Genomic DNA, 17657 nt, shown 5'->3' with positions numbered 1-17657 from the left:
TGATTCCTCCTATTAAAGATTCGGTTGTTTACTTAATTGTTTTCTAAGTGCTTCCCGACCTCGATGTATTCTTGTTTTTACTGTGCCTAATGGGAGATCTAAAATTTCACTTATTTCCTGTAATGATAGTTCCTCCATGTATTTAAGCACTATAGCAGATCGATACTTATCTGGAAGACGGCTGATCTCATATTGAATTCTATCTTGTAGCTCAAGTTTCATCAACTCTTCCTCAGGAAGTTCGTCAGAGGCAGCTATTTGAGAATACATGTCGAGACCTTCCGTACCTTTTACTTCTGCATCTAAATAATAATCAGGCTTTTTTTTACGTATACGATCAATACATAAATTGGTAGCAATACGATACAGCCACGTAGAAAATTTTCTCTTTTGATCGAATGTATGAATATTTATATAGGCCCGGACAAATGCCTCTTGTGCTATATCTTCAGCTTCGTGACGATTGCCAAGCATTCTATAACAAACTTGGAAAAGCCTATTTTGGTAAAGGTCGACAATCTCCGCGAATGCGTCTTTATCTCCTTTAAGTACTTGTTTTATTCTTTTGTTAACTATCGCATCCATCGTGTGATTTCCCCTCCGCTCTATGCGGCTGTCTCTACCTATACGTAAGAAGGATTCAACAGGTTTCATTTTTTTATATTATTTTAATTTTATCAAATATTTCCTGTGTTGTGTTGTTAAAAAAAAGAAAAAGCTGACAATTAGCCTGCTTTTCCTAAAATACTAATAAAACTATTATATTAAGCTTTCTCCAAATAATGAGCCCATAAGTGCTACTGCAGTATCAGCTGTTTTATTTTTCTCATCGAGAATAGGATTTACTTCTACAAATTCAGCAGATGAAATTAAATGAGAGGAATAAAGCATTTCCATAGCTAAATGACTTTCACGATAGCTTATACCTCCTGGTACCGGCGTTCCCACTCCAGGTGTATATAGCGGATCTAATCCATCTAAGTCAAGAGACAAATGCACACCGTCCACTTTACGTTCCAGGAAGTAAGTTATCGTTTGATTCATAACCTCGGTCATTCCTAGCTTATCTATTTCATGCATGGAGAAAACTTTAATACCTTTTTCTCTAATCAGTTCTCTCTCTCCCGGGTCTACAGAGCGGGCGCCAATTATAACTATATTCTCGGGTTTAATCTTCGGTGCAAATTCACGTATGTTCACTAAATCCTTGTGACCTAAGCCTATGCTTACGGCTAATGGCATACCATGAATATTTCCCGATGGAGAAGTTTCAGCAGTGTTTAAGTCCGCATGAGCATCGTACCAGATAACCCCTAGATTTTCATAATGATCAGAAAGACCTGCTAATGTACCGATAGCTATACTATGATCTCCACCTAGGACAAGTGGGAAATCCCCTGCCTCTACAACCGCATGCACTTTATTGGCAAGAGCTGTATTAGCTTCAATCACCTGCTCTAAATTTCTTAAGGTAGTAGATGATTCTTTTTTTCTAGTCTGACTGATTAAAATATCCCCTTCATCCTTCACCGTATGACCAAGGTCAGTTAAGCGTTCCACTACTCCAGCATAACGAATTGCACTTGGTCCCATATCTACCCCGCGTCTATTTTGGCCAAGATCCATGGGAACGCCTATAATTGTTAGATTTAATTTATTCATTATTTTATACCCCCTTTAGTTCATACACTTATTGTAATTCCTTAAAGGCAGTTGGCTCAACTCAGCATTTTCATGTATATTTATTCATTAATAATTGAAGATATTTTTTTGCTTCTGCCCATTCTTCATTTACAATCGAATATAAAACCGCGTTTCTGACGGTCCCGTTGGATCTCACACGTTCGTTCCTTAACACACCTTCCTTGATGCCCCCAATTCTTTCAATAGCTCGCTGTGACGGTAAGTTTAACTCGTCGGTTTTAAACTGCACACGAATCATCCCCAACGCCTCAAAGCAATGCTGGAGCATCAAGAACTTACAGGTCGTATTTACATGAGTTCTCTGAAAAGCTTTCCCGTAAAAAGTAGAACCAATTTCACAAGCACGGTTAACTTGATCTATCCCGTAAATCCTAGTCGTACCCATTATTTTCTTGGTATCTGTATGTTCCACTACATAAACAATTGCGGTTTGTTGACCTTGCATTTGATCAATTCCTGCCTGCAGCCAATCTCCTAGCTGTTCTTCACTTTCTACCCTATGTAACATATATTCAAATACGCTAGGCTCATACAGCTCCCACAGTAACGGTATATCGCTTTTCGTTAACAATCTTAACGTAACATCCCCTAGGATTAAGCTTTCCATTTCTCTCACAACCTCTTCTCTTTTTCTATTTATATCGGAATGTAGAAGTTATTTTGTTATATATCTAAATACAAAAAAACTCTTTTCAATTGAATGAAAAGAGTACAGTATACACACATTAGAATTAAAATGGAGCCTAGCGGGATCGAACCGCTGACCTCCTGCGTGCAAGGCAGGCGCTCTCCCAGCTGAGCTAAGGCCCCATAATAGATAATAGAAAATGGCTGGGGTACCTGGATTCGAACCAGGGCATGACGGAATCAAAATCCGTTGCCTTACCGCTTGGCTATACCCCAAAAACTGGTGGAGGGGGACGGATTCGAACCGCCGAACCCTAAGGAGCGGATTTACAGTCCGCCGCGTTTAGCCACTTCGCTACCCCTCCAGGCTATTATAAAAACTTTAAACTTTATGGTGGAGGATGACGGGCTCGAACCGCCGACCCTCTGCTTGTAAGGCAGATGCTCTCCCAGCTGAGCTAATCCTCCAAAACAGTAATCCTCTTTAAAAACCGGACAATTAATAGTTTAGCATAAGTATTACTTCAAAACAAGCATTTTTTTATGTACATTCTCTACTTTTATGTAAAATAGAAAAGCTTCCAACCGGATTTGAACCGGTGACCTCTTCCTTACCATGGAAGCACTCTACCTACTGAGCTATGGAAGCATAAAAATGGCTCCGAAGGTAGGACTCGAACCTACGACCAATCGGTTAACAGCCGATTGCTCTACCACTGAGCTACTTCGGAACGTTCTTATTATTTAAAGTACAAATATAATTATAACAAGTATACTTTAAATTTCAAGCTTAATTTAGGTATTTTTCCAATGAAATATTCAAGGTTCCAACATATAGAAGTTACCATCTTTTTGAATGATATTCTCTATATTTTATTTCATAGAAGATGCTTCACCATATTATATTGTCCATTTTTATTTAGAAATATGCGTAGAAGAATTTTTTATTTAGAGTTTTTTTAATCTATTTTTTAATTCTTATTTATAGCCAAAAATTTAAGCTATTAATAGAACAGTGAAATTTAATATTGCTTTTTTATGTTTAAAGTAGAGTTGGTTTTCGCTCTAGACGTAAGCTTTCCGCGGGGAGTCGCCGTCTGCCTCTCCAATCAATAGAGTAATTAATGTTAGTATTTTATAGGTAGTGCATTCTATATAAAATTCAACGCTCATTAAAAGATTTAATTATTGCTAGGAGAGTGCTTTTAAAGTAGACGAATGGTACGAGCAGGAATCACAGCTGTCACAGAGTTTAAACGCCTTTTTGATCAGGCTCACGTAATTATTACTCGTAACTCTTTCCTTGCCCTATTCATAACATGCTTAAGTATTTTTGTAATTTCTGGGGAGAGATTGCCTTCTAAACAAAAAAACACCAGCCACAGTCGTTCAGTTCCTCGAACTCTTTGCCCCTCCGGCTTCTCGCTCACTTCCTTAGGGAGAGAATGCCTTCGGCTTTTTTTTGATACAGGACAAAACAAAAAAGCCGCCACCGATTACTCGGTGACGACTTCCTTTAGTTGCCCAGCGACGTCCTACTCTTGCAGGGGCGACCCTCCAACTACCATCCGCGGCTGCGAAACCAGATGGGCGGCAGATTTCTTCGTCAGCCGCAGTCGTTCGGTTCTCGCGTATGCCATACGCTCCGAGCCTCTCTTCTTTGCTTCCTCGAACTCTTTGCCCCTCCGGCTTCTCGCTCACTTCCTTAGGGAGAGAGTGCCTTCGGCTTTTTTTTTGAAACAAAAAAGCCGCCACCGATTACTCGGTAACGACTTTCTTTGGTGCCCAGCGACGTCCTACTCTTGCAGGGGGAGACCCCCAACTACCATCGGCGCTGAAGAGCTTAACTTCCGTGTTCGGTATGGGAACGGGTGTGACCTCTTCGCCATCATCACTAGACTTTTGAGTTGTTCACTCAAAACTGGATAAAAGACATCATTAATCGAAACAAACCATTTGGTTAAGTCCTCGATCGATTAGTATTCGTCAGCTGCACGTGTCGCCACGCTTCCACCCCGAACCTATCTACCTCATCGTCTTTGAGGGATCTTACTTACTTGCGTAATGGGAAATCTCATCTTGAGGGGGGCTTCGTGCTTAGATGCTTTCAGCACTTATCCCGTCCACACATAGCTACCCAGCGATGCCCTTGGCAGAACAACTGGTACACCAGCGGTGTGTCCATCCCGGTCCTCTCGTACTAAGGACAGCTCCTCTCAAATTTCCTACGCCCACGACGGATAGGGACCGAACTGTCTCACGACGTTCTGAACCCAGCTCGCGTACCGCTTTAATGGGCGAACAGCCCAACCCTTGGGACCGACTACAGCCCCAGGATGCGATGAGCCGACATCGAGGTGCCAAACCTCCCCGTCGATGTGGACTCTTGGGGGAGATAAGCCTGTTATCCCCGGGGTAGCTTTTATCCGTTGAGCGATGGCCCTTCCATGCGGAACCACCGGATCACTAAGCCCGTCTTTCGACCCTGCTCGACTTGTAGGTCTCGCAGTCAAGCTCCCTTCTGCCTTTACACTCTTCGAATGATTTCCAACCATTCTGAGGGAACCTTTGGGCGCCTCCGTTACACTTTAGGAGGCGACCGCCCCAGTCAAACTGCCCGCCTGACACTGTCTCCTACCCGGGTTACGGGTATGGGTTAGAATTTCAATACAACCAGGGTAGTATCCCACCGACGCCTCCTCCGAAGCTGGCGCTCCGGGCTCTAAGGCTCCTACCTATCCTGTACAAGTTGCACCAAAATTCAATATCAAGCTACAGTAAAGCTCCACGGGGTCTTTCCGTCCTGTCGCGGGTAACCTGCATCTTCACAGGTACTATAATTTCACCGAGTCTCTCGTTGAGACAGTGCCCAGATCGTTACGCCTTTCGTGCGGGTCGGAACTTACCCGACAAGGAATTTCGCTACCTTAGGACCGTTATAGTTACGGCCGCCGTTTACTGGGGCTTCAATTCGCACCTTCGCTTGCGCTAAGCACTCCTCTTAACCTTCCAGCACCGGGCAGGCGTCAGCCCCTATACTTCACCTTACGGTTTTGCAGAGACCTGTGTTTTTGCTAAACAGTCGCCTGGGCCTATTCACTGCGGCTCTTCTAGGCTATTCACCCAAAAGAGCACCCCTTCTCCCGAAGTTACGGGGTCATTTTGCCGAGTTCCTTAACGAGAGTTCTCTCGCTCACCTTAGGATTCTCTCCTCGACTACCTGTGTCGGTTTGCGGTACGGGCACCTCCCACCTCGTTAGAGGCTTTTCTTGGCAGTGTGAAATCAGGAACTCCGGACATACGTCCTTGCCATCACAGCTCAATGTTACAGAGTGCGGATTTGCCTACACTCACACCTCACTGCTTGGACGTGCATAACCAACAGCACGCTTACCCTATCCTACTGCGTCCCCCCATCACTCAAACGGTGGGGTGGTGGTACAGGAATATCAACCTGTTGTCCATCGTCTACGCCTATCGGCCTCGACTTAGGTCCCGACTAACCCTGAGCGGACGAGCCTTCCTCAGGAAACCTTAGTCATACGGTGGATGGGATTCTCACCCATCTTTCGCTACTCATACCGGCATTCTCACTTCTAAGCGCTCCACCAGTCCTTCCGGTCTGACTTCAACGCCCTTAGAACGCTCTCCTACCACTGATACCAAAGGTATCAATCCACAGCTTCGGTGATTTGTTTAGCCCCGATACATTTTCGGCGCAGCGTCACTCGACCAGTGAGCTATTACGCACTCTTTAAATGATGGCTGCTTCTAAGCCAACATCCTGGTTGTCTAAGCAACGCCACATCCTTTTCCACTTAACAAATACTTTGGGACCTTAGCTGGTGGTCTGGGCTGTTTCCCTCTTGACTACGGATCTTATCACTCGCAGTCTGACTCCCAAACATAAATCATTGGCATTCGGAGTTTGTCTGAATTCGGTAACCCGGGATGGGCCCCTAGTCCAAACAGTGCTCTACCTCCAAGATTCTAACGTTTGAGGCTAGCCCTAAAGCTATTTCGGAGAGAACCAGCTATCTCCAGGTTCGATTGGAATTTCTCCGCTACCCACACCTCATCCCCGCACTTTTCAACGTGCGTGGGTTCGGACCTCCAGTAAGTGTTACCTCACCTTCATCCTGGACATGGGTAGATCACCTGGTTTCGGGTCTACGACCACATACTCATTCGCCCTATTCAGACTCGCTTTCGCTGCGGCTCCGTCTTCTCAACTTAACCTCGCATGTAATCGTAACTCGCCGGTTCATTCTACAAAAGGCACGCCATCACCCGTTAACGGGCTTTGACTATTTGTAGGCACACGGTTTCAGGGTCTATTTCACTCCCCTTCCGGGGTGCTTTTCACCTTTCCCTCACGGTACTGGTTCACTATCGGTCACTAGGTAGTATTTAGCCTTGGGAGATGGTCCTCCCGGATTCCGACGGAATTTCACGTGTTCCGCCGTACTCAGGATACACTCTGGAGGGAATGAACTTTTGACTACGGGGCTTTTACCCTATCCTGCGGACCTTTCCAGGTCGCTTCGTCTAGCTCATTCTTTTGTAACTCCGTATAGAGTGTCCTACAACCCCAAGAGGCAAGCCTCTTGGTTTGGGCTCTTCCCGTTTCGCTCGCCGCTACTCAGGGAATCGAATTTTCTTTCTCTTCCTCCAGGTACTTAGATGTTTCAGTTCCCTGGGTGTGTCTCAGATGCGCTATGTATTCACGCAAATGTACTGCCCCATTACGGGCAGTGGGTTTCCCCATTCGGAAATCTTCGGATCGAAGCTCACTTACAGCTCCCCGAAGCATATCGGTGTTAGTGCCGTCCTTCATCGACTCCTAGTGCCAAGGCATCCACCGTGCGCCCTTATTAACTTAACCTAAAAGTTAAAAGTACTACACTTGCAATCACGTAAGTGATCACAATTTGAATATCTTGCGTTTGTTTCTTTTTTTGATGTCGTTTTATCCAGTTTTCAAAGAACAAGTTAAAAAGCTTTAAATGCTCATATAGAATGAACATTCAAAACTGAACTGCAAAACGTTAAGATACAGATAAAAATCTGTATTCCGAATATATCCTTAGAAAGGAGGTGATCCAGCCGCACCTTCCGATACGGCTACCTTGTTACGACTTCACCCCAATCATCTGTCCCACCTTCGGCGGCTGGCTCCCAAAAGGGTTACCCCACCGACTTCGGGTGTTACAAACTCTCGTGGTGTGACGGGCGGTGTGTACAAGGCCCGGGAACGTATTCACCGTGGCATGCTGATCCACGATTACTAGCGATTCCGGCTTCATGTAGGCGAGTTGCAGCCTACAATCCGAACTGAGAACGGTTTTATGGGATTTGCTCACCCTCGCGGGGTTGCGACCCTCTGTACCGTCCATTGTAGCACGTGTGTAGCCCAGGTCATAAGGGGCATGATGATTTGACGTCATCCCCACCTTCCTCCGGTTTATCACCGGCAGTCACCTTAGAGTGCCCAACTGAATGCTGGCAACTAAGATCAAGGGTTGCGCTCGTTGCGGGACTTAACCCAACATCTCACGACACGAGCTGACGACAACCATGCACCACCTGTCACCGCTGTCCCCGAAGGGAAAAGCCTATCTCTAGGCCGGTCAGCGGGATGTCAAGACCTGGTAAGGTTCTTCGCGTTGCTTCGAATTAAACCACATGCTCCACCGCTTGTGCGGGCCCCCGTCAATTCCTTTGAGTTTCAGTCTTGCGACCGTACTCCCCAGGCGGAGTGCTTAATGCGTTAGCTGCAGCACTAAGGGGCGGAAACCCCCTAACACTTAGCACTCATCGTTTACGGCGTGGACTACCAGGGTATCTAATCCTGTTTGCTCCCCACGCTTTCGCGCCTCAGCGTCAGTTACAGACCAGAAAGCCGCCTTCGCCACTGGTGTTCCTCCAAATCTCTACGCATTTCACCGCTACACTTGGAATTCCGCTTTCCTCTTCTGTACTCAAGTCCCCCAGTTTCCAATGACCCTCCACGGTTGAGCCGTGGGCTTTCACATCAGACTTAAAGGACCGCCTGCGCGCGCTTTACGCCCAATAATTCCGGACAACGCTTGCCACCTACGTATTACCGCGGCTGCTGGCACGTAGTTAGCCGTGGCTTTCTAATGAGGTACCGTCAAGGTACGAGCAGTTACTCTCGTACTTGTTCTTCCCTCACAACAGAGTTTTACGATCCGAAAACCTTCTTCACTCACGCGGCGTTGCTCCATCAGACTTTCGTCCATTGTGGAAGATTCCCTACTGCTGCCTCCCGTAGGAGTCTGGGCCGTGTCTCAGTCCCAGTGTGGCCGATCACCCTCTCAGGTCGGCTACGCATCGTCGCCTTGGTGAGCCGTTACCTCACCAACTAGCTAATGCGCCGCGGGCCCATCCTGTAGTGACAGCCGAAACCGTCTTTTAACATTTCCTCATGTGAGGGAATGGATTATTCGGTATTAGCCCCGGTTTCCCGGAGTTATCCCAATCTACAGGGCAGGTTGCCCACGTGTTACTCACCCGTCCGCCGCTAAATCAGAAGAAGCAAGCTTCTTCATCATCCGCTCGACTTGCATGTATTAGGCACGCCGCCAGCGTTCGTCCTGAGCCAGGATCAAACTCTCCATAATAGAGAACTTAAAAAGCTCATTTTGTTTTGCTGGCATCATCATTAAATGATGTCAAAAATTGTTTTGCGTCAATCAAGCCGAAGCTTGTTGATGCTGTTTGTCTTAACGTTTTGCATGTTCAGTTTTCAATGTTCATATAATGTATTTTGTCGTTTTGTTTTAGCGACCTTTGTATCTTAACATCGTTTTAACATGAATGTCAACACTTAATCATAAAATTTATTAAAACAAATTGAAAAGGTGTGTGTTTCCTTGAAAACAAAGCTCTTAATAACCATCACTTCTATACTGTTATTCTTGCTGTTACTCTTCGCGCCCAATACTTATTCTACACTTCTTCCCGTGTTCCAAGTAACCGAAAAACCAAGTGTTATATCGAAGGGAACCTATGGGAATACGGTAACTATCGACCTATCATTTGGTAGAGAGGATGTAGAAACCCTAGTAGAAGGTTTGAAAGCTCCTTATCCTCATTTTTTCATTAGCATTGAATGGATTGAGCGATCTGAGCCCATTATTAAAATTATGCAGGATAAAAAAATTCCTATTAGTCTGCTGGGTAAAGAAGGCTTGCTGTATGTAGAGGACCGGAGTCTATTTAAAAAAGAAATAGCTAGATTTGAAGCGGCTATTGGTGTGAAGCCAGATTGGTTTCGGACTTCTGATTACGAGTTCCCTGTTGAACTTCAAAAGGATGCCTGGAAGGAGGAAGTAAATCTTTTAGGCTCTACTTTAGTTTTAGGAAATTCTGTGCCTAAGCTTACGAAGGGAGATATACTTACAGTTCCGCTCCACCAAGAAGAAAGAATCGATACAATCCAGCTTGCAAAATATTTAAGATCACAACCTTTTGTTAGTATTGAACAAAATATATTTAATATGAAAATGAAAACCAAAAGTTATCCGGAATAGCGTAGAATTCAACTATTCTTCTATAATAAAAACTGCTCCGACTAATAGTCAGAGCAGTTTTCTTATTTAACCTTTGCCGTAGCTTCTCTTCTCGCTTTTCTACGCGCTTCTAGTTTTAATCGGTCTTCATCAGATTTAGCGTTATATTTTGGCAAAGCTAATAACTGATATGCATTAACCGCTAAAATTGGGAACAACAATAAAGTAACCCAGCTATCGACGTTATCCGCATTTACCATTAAGACAGGAAGCCACTCTAATGTTGAAATTACAATCATAAAGAACAATGCAGAGATTAACACGTGTTTTTTTGTTTTATTTGCTTTAATAAGCGCCACCACTACTCCTGTTCCGATTAGAACGACTAACAAGAAAGCATATAGCCATACTTGCGAAGTAGTATCCGCGTTTGGACGGAAACGGAACATTATTAAATCAAATATGACAAATGCAATGATTAATAACTGTACCCAATTCCATAAAGTTAGGGTTCTAAATATATTTACACCCATTTGGTGAATCGTTAAATATGCGAAAAATCCCATTTGAGTAATAACACTTACGGTAAAGCCCATTACTACCATAAAAGCAAAGGCAGCAAGAAACTCACTCCATTGGCCTGCTTCAAAGTATTTAGCAAAGGCATCATCCCAACGGATAAATAGACCTAAAACTCCTGTTATTAAACCACCGATGAGCATGGAATTGATAAAAAATTTAAACCAATTTCGTATTGTCACAGCTAGGTTGCCTCCATCTACTCTATTTCATCCTTCAATTGTAACAACGATTTGTCAAAAAATCTATTTCTTCATAATATCAATACATATTTCCGTACTAATTGTGAACAATAATTGAAAAGGATGGTGAGGAATCAATGAAGTATTTCGCCCTGATTTTATTAAGTATTGGGTTACTAGCTGGTTGTAGTGACTCTTCTAGTACTCCTTCATATGAAGAAAACAAAAAGATGTTAATCGATGCTTTACAGACAGAGGATGGTAAAAAAGCTATTCGAACTCTTTTAGAGGATCCTAAGTTTCAAGAAATGCTTGTAATAGACAGTGAGCAAGTAAAAAAGTCAGTAGAACAGACAATGCTTTCGAAGGAAGCAGAGGAGTTCTGGAAAGAAATTTACCAGGATCCTAAATTCTCTGAGACCATGGCTAAGAGCATGAAGAAGCAACAAGAAGACTTAATGAAAAGCATGATGAAGGATCCAGAGTATCTGAAAGACTTAGAGACATTCTTTAGCTCAGACGAAATGAAAAAAGAATTAGAAAAAACATTGAAATCGAGTGATATGAGAAAAGAAATTCAAAAGGTTGTGGAAGAAACTATACAAAGTCCGTCCCTCCAAGCAAAATGGCAGAAGCTAGTGGAAGAAGCCGGTGCTTCTAAAGAAGAAGGTGGCTCTAAAGAAGAGGGAGGTAAAAAAGAAGAAGAAAAATAGGCCGCTCCTCTATGGAAACGGCCTTTTCTTTATGCTTTTTCTATTACTTTTTCAGCTATTTCTAAGTATAGCTTCCCAGTATCATGCGTTTCGCCGTATACAGAAGGAGCAAAGTCAATGTCGTTCCAGTCAGGCTGACCTAATGGAATTTGGCCAAGAAGCTCTGTACGAAGTTCATCCGCAAGTTTTGGTCCTCCGCCTTTTCCAAAAACAAATTCCTTTTCGCCTGTAGATTTAGATTCATACCAGGACATATTTTCAATAACACCTAGAATCTCATGGTCCGTCTGTAATGCCATTGCACCTGCACGCGCTGCTACAAACGCAGCTGTAGGGTGAGGAGTGGTTACAACTATCTCTTTAGAAGCCGGTAGCATTTGGTGTATGTCTAACGCGACGTCACCAGTTCCCGGTGGTAAATCTAGTAGCAAGAAATCTAACTCTCCCCACTCTACGTCTTTAAAGAATTGGTCTAGCACTTTCCCTAGCATTGGTCCACGCCAAACTACTGGAGTATTGTTCTCTACGAAAAATCCCATGGATATTACTTTTACGCCTTTGCGTTCCACTGGAATTATTCGATCCTCTTTAATCTGTGGTACGTCTTTAACACCCATCATATCAGGCACACTGAAGCCGTAAATATCTGCATCTACTAATGCAACTTTTTTACCTAATCTTGCAAGAGCAACAGCTAAGTTTACGGACACTGTAGATTTACCTACTCCACCTTTACCCGATGCAATTGAGATGATTTTTACTTTACTGTTTGGAGAAAGAATATCTTCGCTATCGCTTTCTTTCCCTTTTCCTCTGAACTGCTCCAATACTTCTTTAGGAAGCTCCTCAAAACGAATACCTACAGTATTTGCACCAGCGTTTTTTAACACCTCAACCACTTTTGTTTGTAATTGCATCTGCTCCGCAGAATTGATCTTAGCGATTGCAAGCTTAACGCTAACATGATTCTTTTCTTCTTTTATTGAAACTTGAGAGATACCATTCGTTTCTTCAAGCGTTCTATGTAAAAACGGATCGTTTAATTCCCCAAGTAATGTACGAACTTGATTCTCATTAATCATTGTGTAGACACTCCCCTTTAGTTAACTATTCGCAATATAGTATACCATATACGAGTGTCTACCATCCCATCAACGGCTCAATAAATGCTTTCCTCTACAAATACACCAATCCCTTTGGCAATTGCATTTACCATATCGTTTTGATATTTGTCTGATGTTAGCAATTCTCTTTCCTCCGTATTGCTTATAAACCCTGTCTCTACTAATACCGCCGGGGCTTTCGCTTTCTTTAAAATGTATACTTGTTTAATAGCTAGTGCTTCTCTTTCTGTATTCCCAATGTTAGTTCTTATAGAAGATTGAATAGACTTAGCCAATAACTGGCCGCCTTCATGTCCTTCCGCATGATAGAAAACCTGTGCTCCTCTCCATCTCTCCTCTGGCACAGCATTAACGTGCATACTGATTACCATATCTGGCTCAGAGTTATTCATTATTTCCTCGCGGAGCAAAAGGTCAGCTCGTTTTCTAGCTCTTGTAGTTGGAAAATCCTCATCTGGTGAATGTTCAGCTACAGCGTCTCCTTCTTTAGTTCTTGTCATAACAACGGTTGCCCCTTGAGACTTCAATAACTTCTCTAGTTTAAGAGACATAGCTAATGTAATATCTCTTTCCACTATTTCTCCGTAACTAGCGCCGCCATCCATACCACCATGGCCTGGATCAATCACAATCTTTACCCCACTCAAAGGCTCTGGTAGGAAGAAACCAATATCACTTGCTCTCGTACTGTACGTTACAGCTAATAGAGTGACAAAAAATAAAACCCCAATTGTTAACCATTTCTTCAGATTAATCGCCCCTTTTTCACTCATTATACGTACGAGGGACAAAGAGTATGATTAGATTCTAGGCTTCATTTTAGAACTTATCCAAAACGAGGGAACAGATAAAACTGTAATAATAGATATGATAAAAAACACGACAGCTCCAGCTCCTATGTTGTCTAAGAGTATGCCTCCCAAACTAGGGGCAATTATTCTACCTATAGACTTAACTCCGGTTAGAGCGAAGTAAGTTCCTTTCTCATGATCCTCGCACATACTGTCTATATGTATATCTACCATTGTAAATACGAGCACCTCTCCAGCAGTGAAGATTATCATTGCTCCAATCAAAACAATAATATTAGGACTTTGGCCAAATATTAATAACCCTAAGGATAACATCCCACTTCCTATCATTAGAGAAGTAGTCGTGCTAATCCGCTCACCAAGCTTATAAACAAAATATTGAATGACAAGAACCGTAATAGCATTCGTAGTGATCAACCATGCAAAATATTGTACAGCAAGCTCAGCGTCAAACGTCCTTCCAAGATATTGGCTGAAGGTCGAATCAAACTGACTGTATCCAAAGGTTACAAAAATAAGAGCTAGTACAAAAATGCTAAACGCATAATCTTTTTTAAATACATAAAATGATTGAAAAATAGATGATTTACTTGCACTAGCCACTGGCTTCACCATTGGATACTTCTTAAACAACACTAAAATTGTAATAATGTTGATTAAAAAGATAAAACCTACTCCAAAGAATATATTCTCTAGTCCAAAACGCTGAAAATAGACAGAAGTAAGGGGTGCTACAGCAGCAGATATATTAATCAAGAAATATCGGATATTAAAAATTAGTCTTCTATTCTCTGGTTCCGTATAAAGACTCAACAGAACACGATAGGTCGGCTCTACAATCGATTGACTCATTCCAAGAACAATTGCAAAAATGATAAATCCTGCGTATTGATCTATAAATGGAAAATATATATAGCAAGCAAGATACCCAGCTAAACCGGTAATGATTACTTTATTTTTTGGAAACTTGTCAATATAAGGACCAATAAAAAAACTCATAATAAGACCTGAAAACGCAAGGGTGGAAAGTATAGCTCCAATTTGCACACCCGTATATTCAAACTCATTCAATAAAAATAAAGTAAGATAGGGAATAACTAAAAATGTTCCAAATCTCGCTAAGAAAATGCTCACCAAAATGGTGGAGGTAACAACATTAAATTTTTTTCTCATTTCAACCCTGCTTCTCTCTATTTTTCGTATTCATATAAGCAAACTTGCTTGTCGCCCAAGATTATTTCTTTTGCTAGTCTCATACCTGTCTTCTCTGCTACCTTCCTAGATGCTAGGTTTCCCTTCTGAACAAGCGATATAAATCTATCTTCTCCTAGCTGACTCAACCCTCTTTCTAACAAAGATCTTGCCGCTTCACTTGCATAACCATTTCCCCAATGCTCTCTAGCAATCCAATAACCAACTTCTAGTTCTTCTCTACCCTCTATCACCTGTGGGACAATTCCCGCATGCCCAATAGGTACTCCATCCGTTTTACGGACGAGTAGCTTTAATCCATATTCCTTGTTTAGCTCATAATGTTGAAATATCCATAGTAAGAAATTTACCGATTCCTTCCGATTTCTTGGCTTTCCACTCCCTATAAATCTCATCATTTTCTCATCCGACAGCATCGAATATAGAAACTTAAAGTCATCCTCTGTATAAGAACGGAATATTAATCGTTCAGATGAAAACACTTCCCCACCTCCAATATGTATAATTGCTAACTTAATATACACCTTCGCAATTTATGCTACAATCACTATTTCGGTAGAAGATAAATTATTCTTAATAATTTGTTATTAAATAATAATTTCCCAGGTAATAAATTTTTCCATTGCGATAAAAAGGTAGATTGAGGTGCCGAAGACCCAATCTACCTTTCTTGTTAACCTATTTTTTTTACTAAGTAATATTGTTTACTATCCTTCGTAGGAAAATCATCCACGATCCCAATTTCTTCGTAACCAAATTTTTTATAAAAATTCGGCGCTTGAAAGCTAAAGGTATCTAATTGTATAAGCTTACAGCTATGTTCTATCGCATATTCTTCTATCCTTGTTAGCAGCTCTTTACCGTGACCCTGCCCTCTCAATGAGTCATCCACCCATAGAAAGTCTATATGGAGGTGGTACCAAAAAACTGTCCCTGTAATTCCTCCGAGAATTTTTTGATTTTCATTACGCAATATGTAACTGATCTGTTGTTTCGGGTGCTTCACTTCTTCGGGAACATTAGCCATATTATGCTCAATAACCTTTTGTCGTATATAATCACTATCCGCCTGATTCCATTGCTTTAAAATTTCCATACCAACATCCTCCTCGCCACATTCTTTGTTCCATTTTAACTTATATAAATTACCTAGTCTTTTTTTTAAATAAAACAACTCCTTAGAAATAAAATATTACAAGATTTCGCCGGAGCTATTTCACGAGCATCTGACTCTACTGTGTTGTGGTCAGTATATAAACAAATATTTTTTTGTCTCTAATTTATAATCTACATCTTTAAACTCTTAGCATTCGTCCATACCTGCCCACTGCGCTAACCTTTATTTTTCCACGAAAAAACCCTCTCCCAAATTGGGAAAGGGTTGTAAATTCGATATTAACGTTTTGAGAACTGAGGTGCACGACGAGCGCCTTTAAGTCCTGGTTTTTTACGTTCTTTCATACGTGGGTCACGTGTTAAGAATCCTGCTGATTTTAAAGCTGGACGGAAATCAGGATCTACTGTAAGTAGTGCACGTGCAATACCGTGACGGATTGCTCCTGCTTGACCTGTGAATCCACCACCATTAACGTTTACATGAACATCGTAGCTACCTAAAGTTTGAGTAGTTACTAATGGTTGTTTAATGATTTCACGTAAAGTTTCGTATGGTACGTAATCTTCTACGTCACGTTTGTTGATAACGATTTTTCCTTCGCCTGGTACTAAACGTACGCGTGCTACTGAGCTTTTACGGCGACCAGTGCCGATATATTGAACTTGTGCCAAGTGTATGTCCTCCTCTTAATTATTATCCGCGAAGCTCAAATGCTTCTGGTTGTTGTGCTGCATGTGGATGTTCTGCTCCAGCGTAAACGTGAAGTTTTCCGAACATTTGACGACCTAAAGTGTTTTTAGGAAGCATTCCTTTGATCGCTAATTCGATCATTTTTGTTGGGTACTTAGTACGCATTTCTAAAGCAGTACGTTGTTTAAGTCCACCAGCAAATTGAGTGTGACGGTAGTAAATTTTGTCGTTTAACTTGTTCCCAGTTAAATGAATTTTTTCTGCATTGATAATGATCACATGATCACCAGTGTCAACATTCGGTGTGAATGTTGGTTTGTTTTTTCCACGTAAAATAGCTGCTACTTCAGAAGCAAGACGACCAAGAGTTTGGCCTTCAGCGTCGATAACTAACCATTTACGTTCTACTTCGTGACCTTTAGCCATGAATGTTGTACGCATGTATTTTGTCCTCCTAATTCAATCATAATCGATCTATAATTTTCTATATCCTCATAACAATAAGTTTCGGGGCTTATATTGTGGGGCTAATGAAAATACCATACATCATCATAACCCGCCGTTGCTTAATAGTCAAGTATTTTTCCATAAACACCTGGAAAAGTTGCTATATCATGAATACTCTACTTTTTCTAGGTATAAACCGTGTGCTGGAGCGGTTTTCCCAGCGTTTTTTCTATCGCAAGATTGAAGAATTCCCGGTAGCTCGTCTACATTTTTTTTTCCTATTGCCACTTCCCATAAAGTACCTGCAATAATTCGGACCATATTATATAAAAAACCACTGCCGTTAATCACCATATGCAGTTGATTAGATTCTTCTTTCCATTCAAAGTCTATCGATCGTACCGTTCGAATAAAATCTTTCACACTAGTTTTAGATGCACAGAAGCTTGAAAAATCATGTGTTCCTAAAAGGTGAATGGAAGCTTCCTTCATCAATTCTACGTTAGGCTTATATCTGTCTACATGGACCGTATAGTTACGCTCAAAGGGACTTTGAATCTCCTCAAGCGACCATTTATAACGATACGTTTTACCCGCTGCATGATATCTAGCATGAAAGTCAGCAGCCACTTCCTCTACGAAATGTATTCGGATATCCTTTGGAAGTTGAACATTTAAAGCAGTTCTCCAGCTGTCCATAGATAAAGTAAAGGGACTATCAAAATGGATTACCTGCCCTGTAGCATGAACTCCAGCATCCGTTCGTCCACTTGCTACTACCTTTACTAGCTCTCCTTTATGGATTGTTTGTAGAACTCGTTCAAGCTCTAACTGTACGGTTCTTTTTCCCGGTTGGATTTGATAACCCGAAAATTGACTCCCGTCATAGCTTATTACAGCTCTTAAACGCATACG

Annotated in this window: 14 protein-coding genes, 6 tRNA genes and 3 rRNA genes; 2 read left to right on the top strand and 21 right to left on the bottom strand. The window is 41.9% G+C overall.

The genetic code is table 11. The features are described 5' to 3' along the window. Nucleotides 1–12 precede the first annotated feature (12 nt). The 12 genes from sigW to MKX96_RS01210 all read right to left on the bottom strand — a co-directional run bounded on the left by sigW (nt 13) and on the right by MKX96_RS01210 (nt 8975). Nucleotides 13–585 (bottom strand): RNA polymerase sigma factor SigW, encoded by a 573-nt coding sequence (gene sigW / locus MKX96_RS01265; RefSeq protein WP_169360614.1) that lies wholly within the window; start codon nt 583–585, stop codon nt 13–15. 174 nt (nt 586–759) lie between these two features. Beyond that, nucleotides 760–1662: an arginase gene (rocF, locus tag MKX96_RS01260; RefSeq protein ID WP_169360615.1), complete on the bottom strand. Its 903-nt coding sequence runs from the start codon at nt 1660–1662 to the stop codon at nt 760–762. Between the two features lie 70 nt (nt 1663–1732). Then, on the bottom strand, nt 1733–2311 hold the full coding sequence (locus tag MKX96_RS01255) for a GNAT family N-acetyltransferase (RefSeq protein ID WP_340881411.1): 579 nt from the start codon (nt 2309–2311) through the stop codon (nt 1733–1735). A 130-nt stretch (nt 2312–2441) separates the two neighbouring features. Further along, a tRNA-Ala gene (locus tag MKX96_RS01250) sits at nt 2442–2514 on the bottom strand. Nucleotides 2515–2532: 18 nt separating this feature from the next. Then, nucleotides 2533–2607 (bottom strand) — tRNA-Gln (locus MKX96_RS01245). A gap of 5 nt (nt 2608–2612) precedes the next feature. Then, a tRNA-Tyr gene (locus MKX96_RS01240) sits at nt 2613–2696 on the bottom strand. A gap of 27 nt (nt 2697–2723) precedes the next feature. Then, nucleotides 2724–2799: transfer RNA gene (locus tag MKX96_RS01235), tRNA-Val, on the bottom strand. Nucleotides 2800–2907: 108 nt separating this feature from the next. Beyond that, nucleotides 2908–2980, bottom strand: a tRNA-Thr gene (locus MKX96_RS01230). Nucleotides 2981–2987: 7 nt separating this feature from the next. Further along, nucleotides 2988–3062, bottom strand: a tRNA-Asn gene (locus MKX96_RS01225). A gap of 1052 nt (nt 3063–4114) precedes the next feature. Further along, nucleotides 4115–4230: ribosomal RNA gene (gene rrf / locus MKX96_RS01220) — 5S ribosomal RNA — on the bottom strand. Between the two features lie 57 nt (nt 4231–4287). Next, a 23S ribosomal RNA gene (locus tag MKX96_RS01215) occupies nt 4288–7216 on the bottom strand. A 205-nt stretch (nt 7217–7421) separates the two neighbouring features. Continuing rightward, nucleotides 7422–8975, bottom strand: a 16S ribosomal RNA gene (locus MKX96_RS01210). Together the 16S, 23S and 5S rRNA genes form the textbook arrangement of a ribosomal RNA operon. Nucleotides 8976–9227: 252 nt before the next feature. Between MKX96_RS01210 and MKX96_RS01205 the strand changes: the two genes are divergently transcribed. Continuing rightward, complete coding sequence (locus tag MKX96_RS01205; protein WP_251555622.1) at nt 9228–9887, top strand: hypothetical protein; 660 nt, start codon at nt 9228–9230, stop codon at nt 9885–9887. A 62-nt stretch (nt 9888–9949) separates the two neighbouring features. On the opposite strand, the gene MKX96_RS01200 is transcribed toward MKX96_RS01205, so the two are convergent. Next, nucleotides 9950–10627, bottom strand: coding sequence for a KinB-signaling pathway activation protein (locus tag MKX96_RS01200; protein WP_251555623.1), 678 nt, complete (start codon nt 10625–10627; stop codon nt 9950–9952). A 137-nt stretch (nt 10628–10764) separates the two neighbouring features. Between MKX96_RS01200 and gerD the strand changes: the two genes are divergently transcribed. Next, nucleotides 10765–11340 carry a spore germination lipoprotein GerD gene (gerD, locus tag MKX96_RS01195; protein ID WP_340881408.1) on the top strand — a complete coding sequence of 192 codons (576 nt, stop codon included), beginning with the start codon at nt 10765–10767 and terminating at the stop codon, nt 11338–11340. Between the two features lie 29 nt (nt 11341–11369). On the opposite strand, the gene MKX96_RS01190 is transcribed toward gerD, so the two are convergent. The 8 genes from MKX96_RS01190 to truA form a co-directional block, all read right to left on the bottom strand. Continuing rightward, nucleotides 11370–12422, bottom strand: coding sequence for an Mrp/NBP35 family ATP-binding protein (locus MKX96_RS01190; RefSeq protein ID WP_169359341.1), 1053 nt, complete (start codon nt 12420–12422; stop codon nt 11370–11372). 77 nt (nt 12423–12499) lie between these two features. Continuing rightward, nucleotides 12500–13213 (bottom strand): N-acetylmuramoyl-L-alanine amidase, encoded by a 714-nt coding sequence (locus MKX96_RS01185; RefSeq protein WP_251555654.1) that lies wholly within the window; start codon nt 13211–13213, stop codon nt 12500–12502. A 51-nt stretch (nt 13214–13264) separates the two neighbouring features. Continuing rightward, nucleotides 13265–14449: an MFS transporter gene (locus MKX96_RS01180; protein ID WP_340881405.1), complete on the bottom strand. Its 1185-nt coding sequence runs from the start codon at nt 14447–14449 to the stop codon at nt 13265–13267. Between the two features lie 17 nt (nt 14450–14466). After that, nucleotides 14467–14970, bottom strand: a complete 504-nt coding sequence (locus MKX96_RS01175) for a GNAT family N-acetyltransferase (protein ID WP_340881404.1) — start codon at nt 14968–14970, stop codon at nt 14467–14469. A 191-nt stretch (nt 14971–15161) separates the two neighbouring features. Continuing rightward, nucleotides 15162–15584 carry a GNAT family N-acetyltransferase gene (locus MKX96_RS01170; RefSeq protein WP_340881403.1) on the bottom strand — a complete coding sequence of 141 codons (423 nt, stop codon included), beginning with the start codon at nt 15582–15584 and terminating at the stop codon, nt 15162–15164. A 299-nt stretch (nt 15585–15883) separates the two neighbouring features. After that, nucleotides 15884–16276 carry a 30S ribosomal protein S9 gene (gene rpsI / locus MKX96_RS01165; RefSeq protein ID WP_144512714.1) on the bottom strand — a complete coding sequence of 131 codons (393 nt, stop codon included), beginning with the start codon at nt 16274–16276 and terminating at the stop codon, nt 15884–15886. A gap of 22 nt (nt 16277–16298) precedes the next feature. Beyond that, complete coding sequence (rplM, locus tag MKX96_RS01160) at nt 16299–16736, bottom strand: 50S ribosomal protein L13 (RefSeq protein ID WP_151112062.1); 438 nt, start codon at nt 16734–16736, stop codon at nt 16299–16301. 171 nt (nt 16737–16907) lie between these two features. Further along, on the bottom strand, nt 16908–17654 hold the full coding sequence (truA, locus tag MKX96_RS01155) for a tRNA pseudouridine(38-40) synthase TruA (RefSeq protein ID WP_340881401.1): 747 nt from the start codon (nt 17652–17654) through the stop codon (nt 16908–16910). Nucleotides 17655–17657: the final 3 nt, after the last annotated feature.

It is taken from the genome of Psychrobacillus sp. FSL W7-1493, assembly GCF_038004905.1.
GTDB lineage: Bacteria > Bacillota > Bacilli > Bacillales_A > Planococcaceae > Psychrobacillus.
The sequence above is the reverse complement of the archived record's forward strand: the minus strand, read 5'-3'. Positions and strand labels throughout refer to the sequence as shown.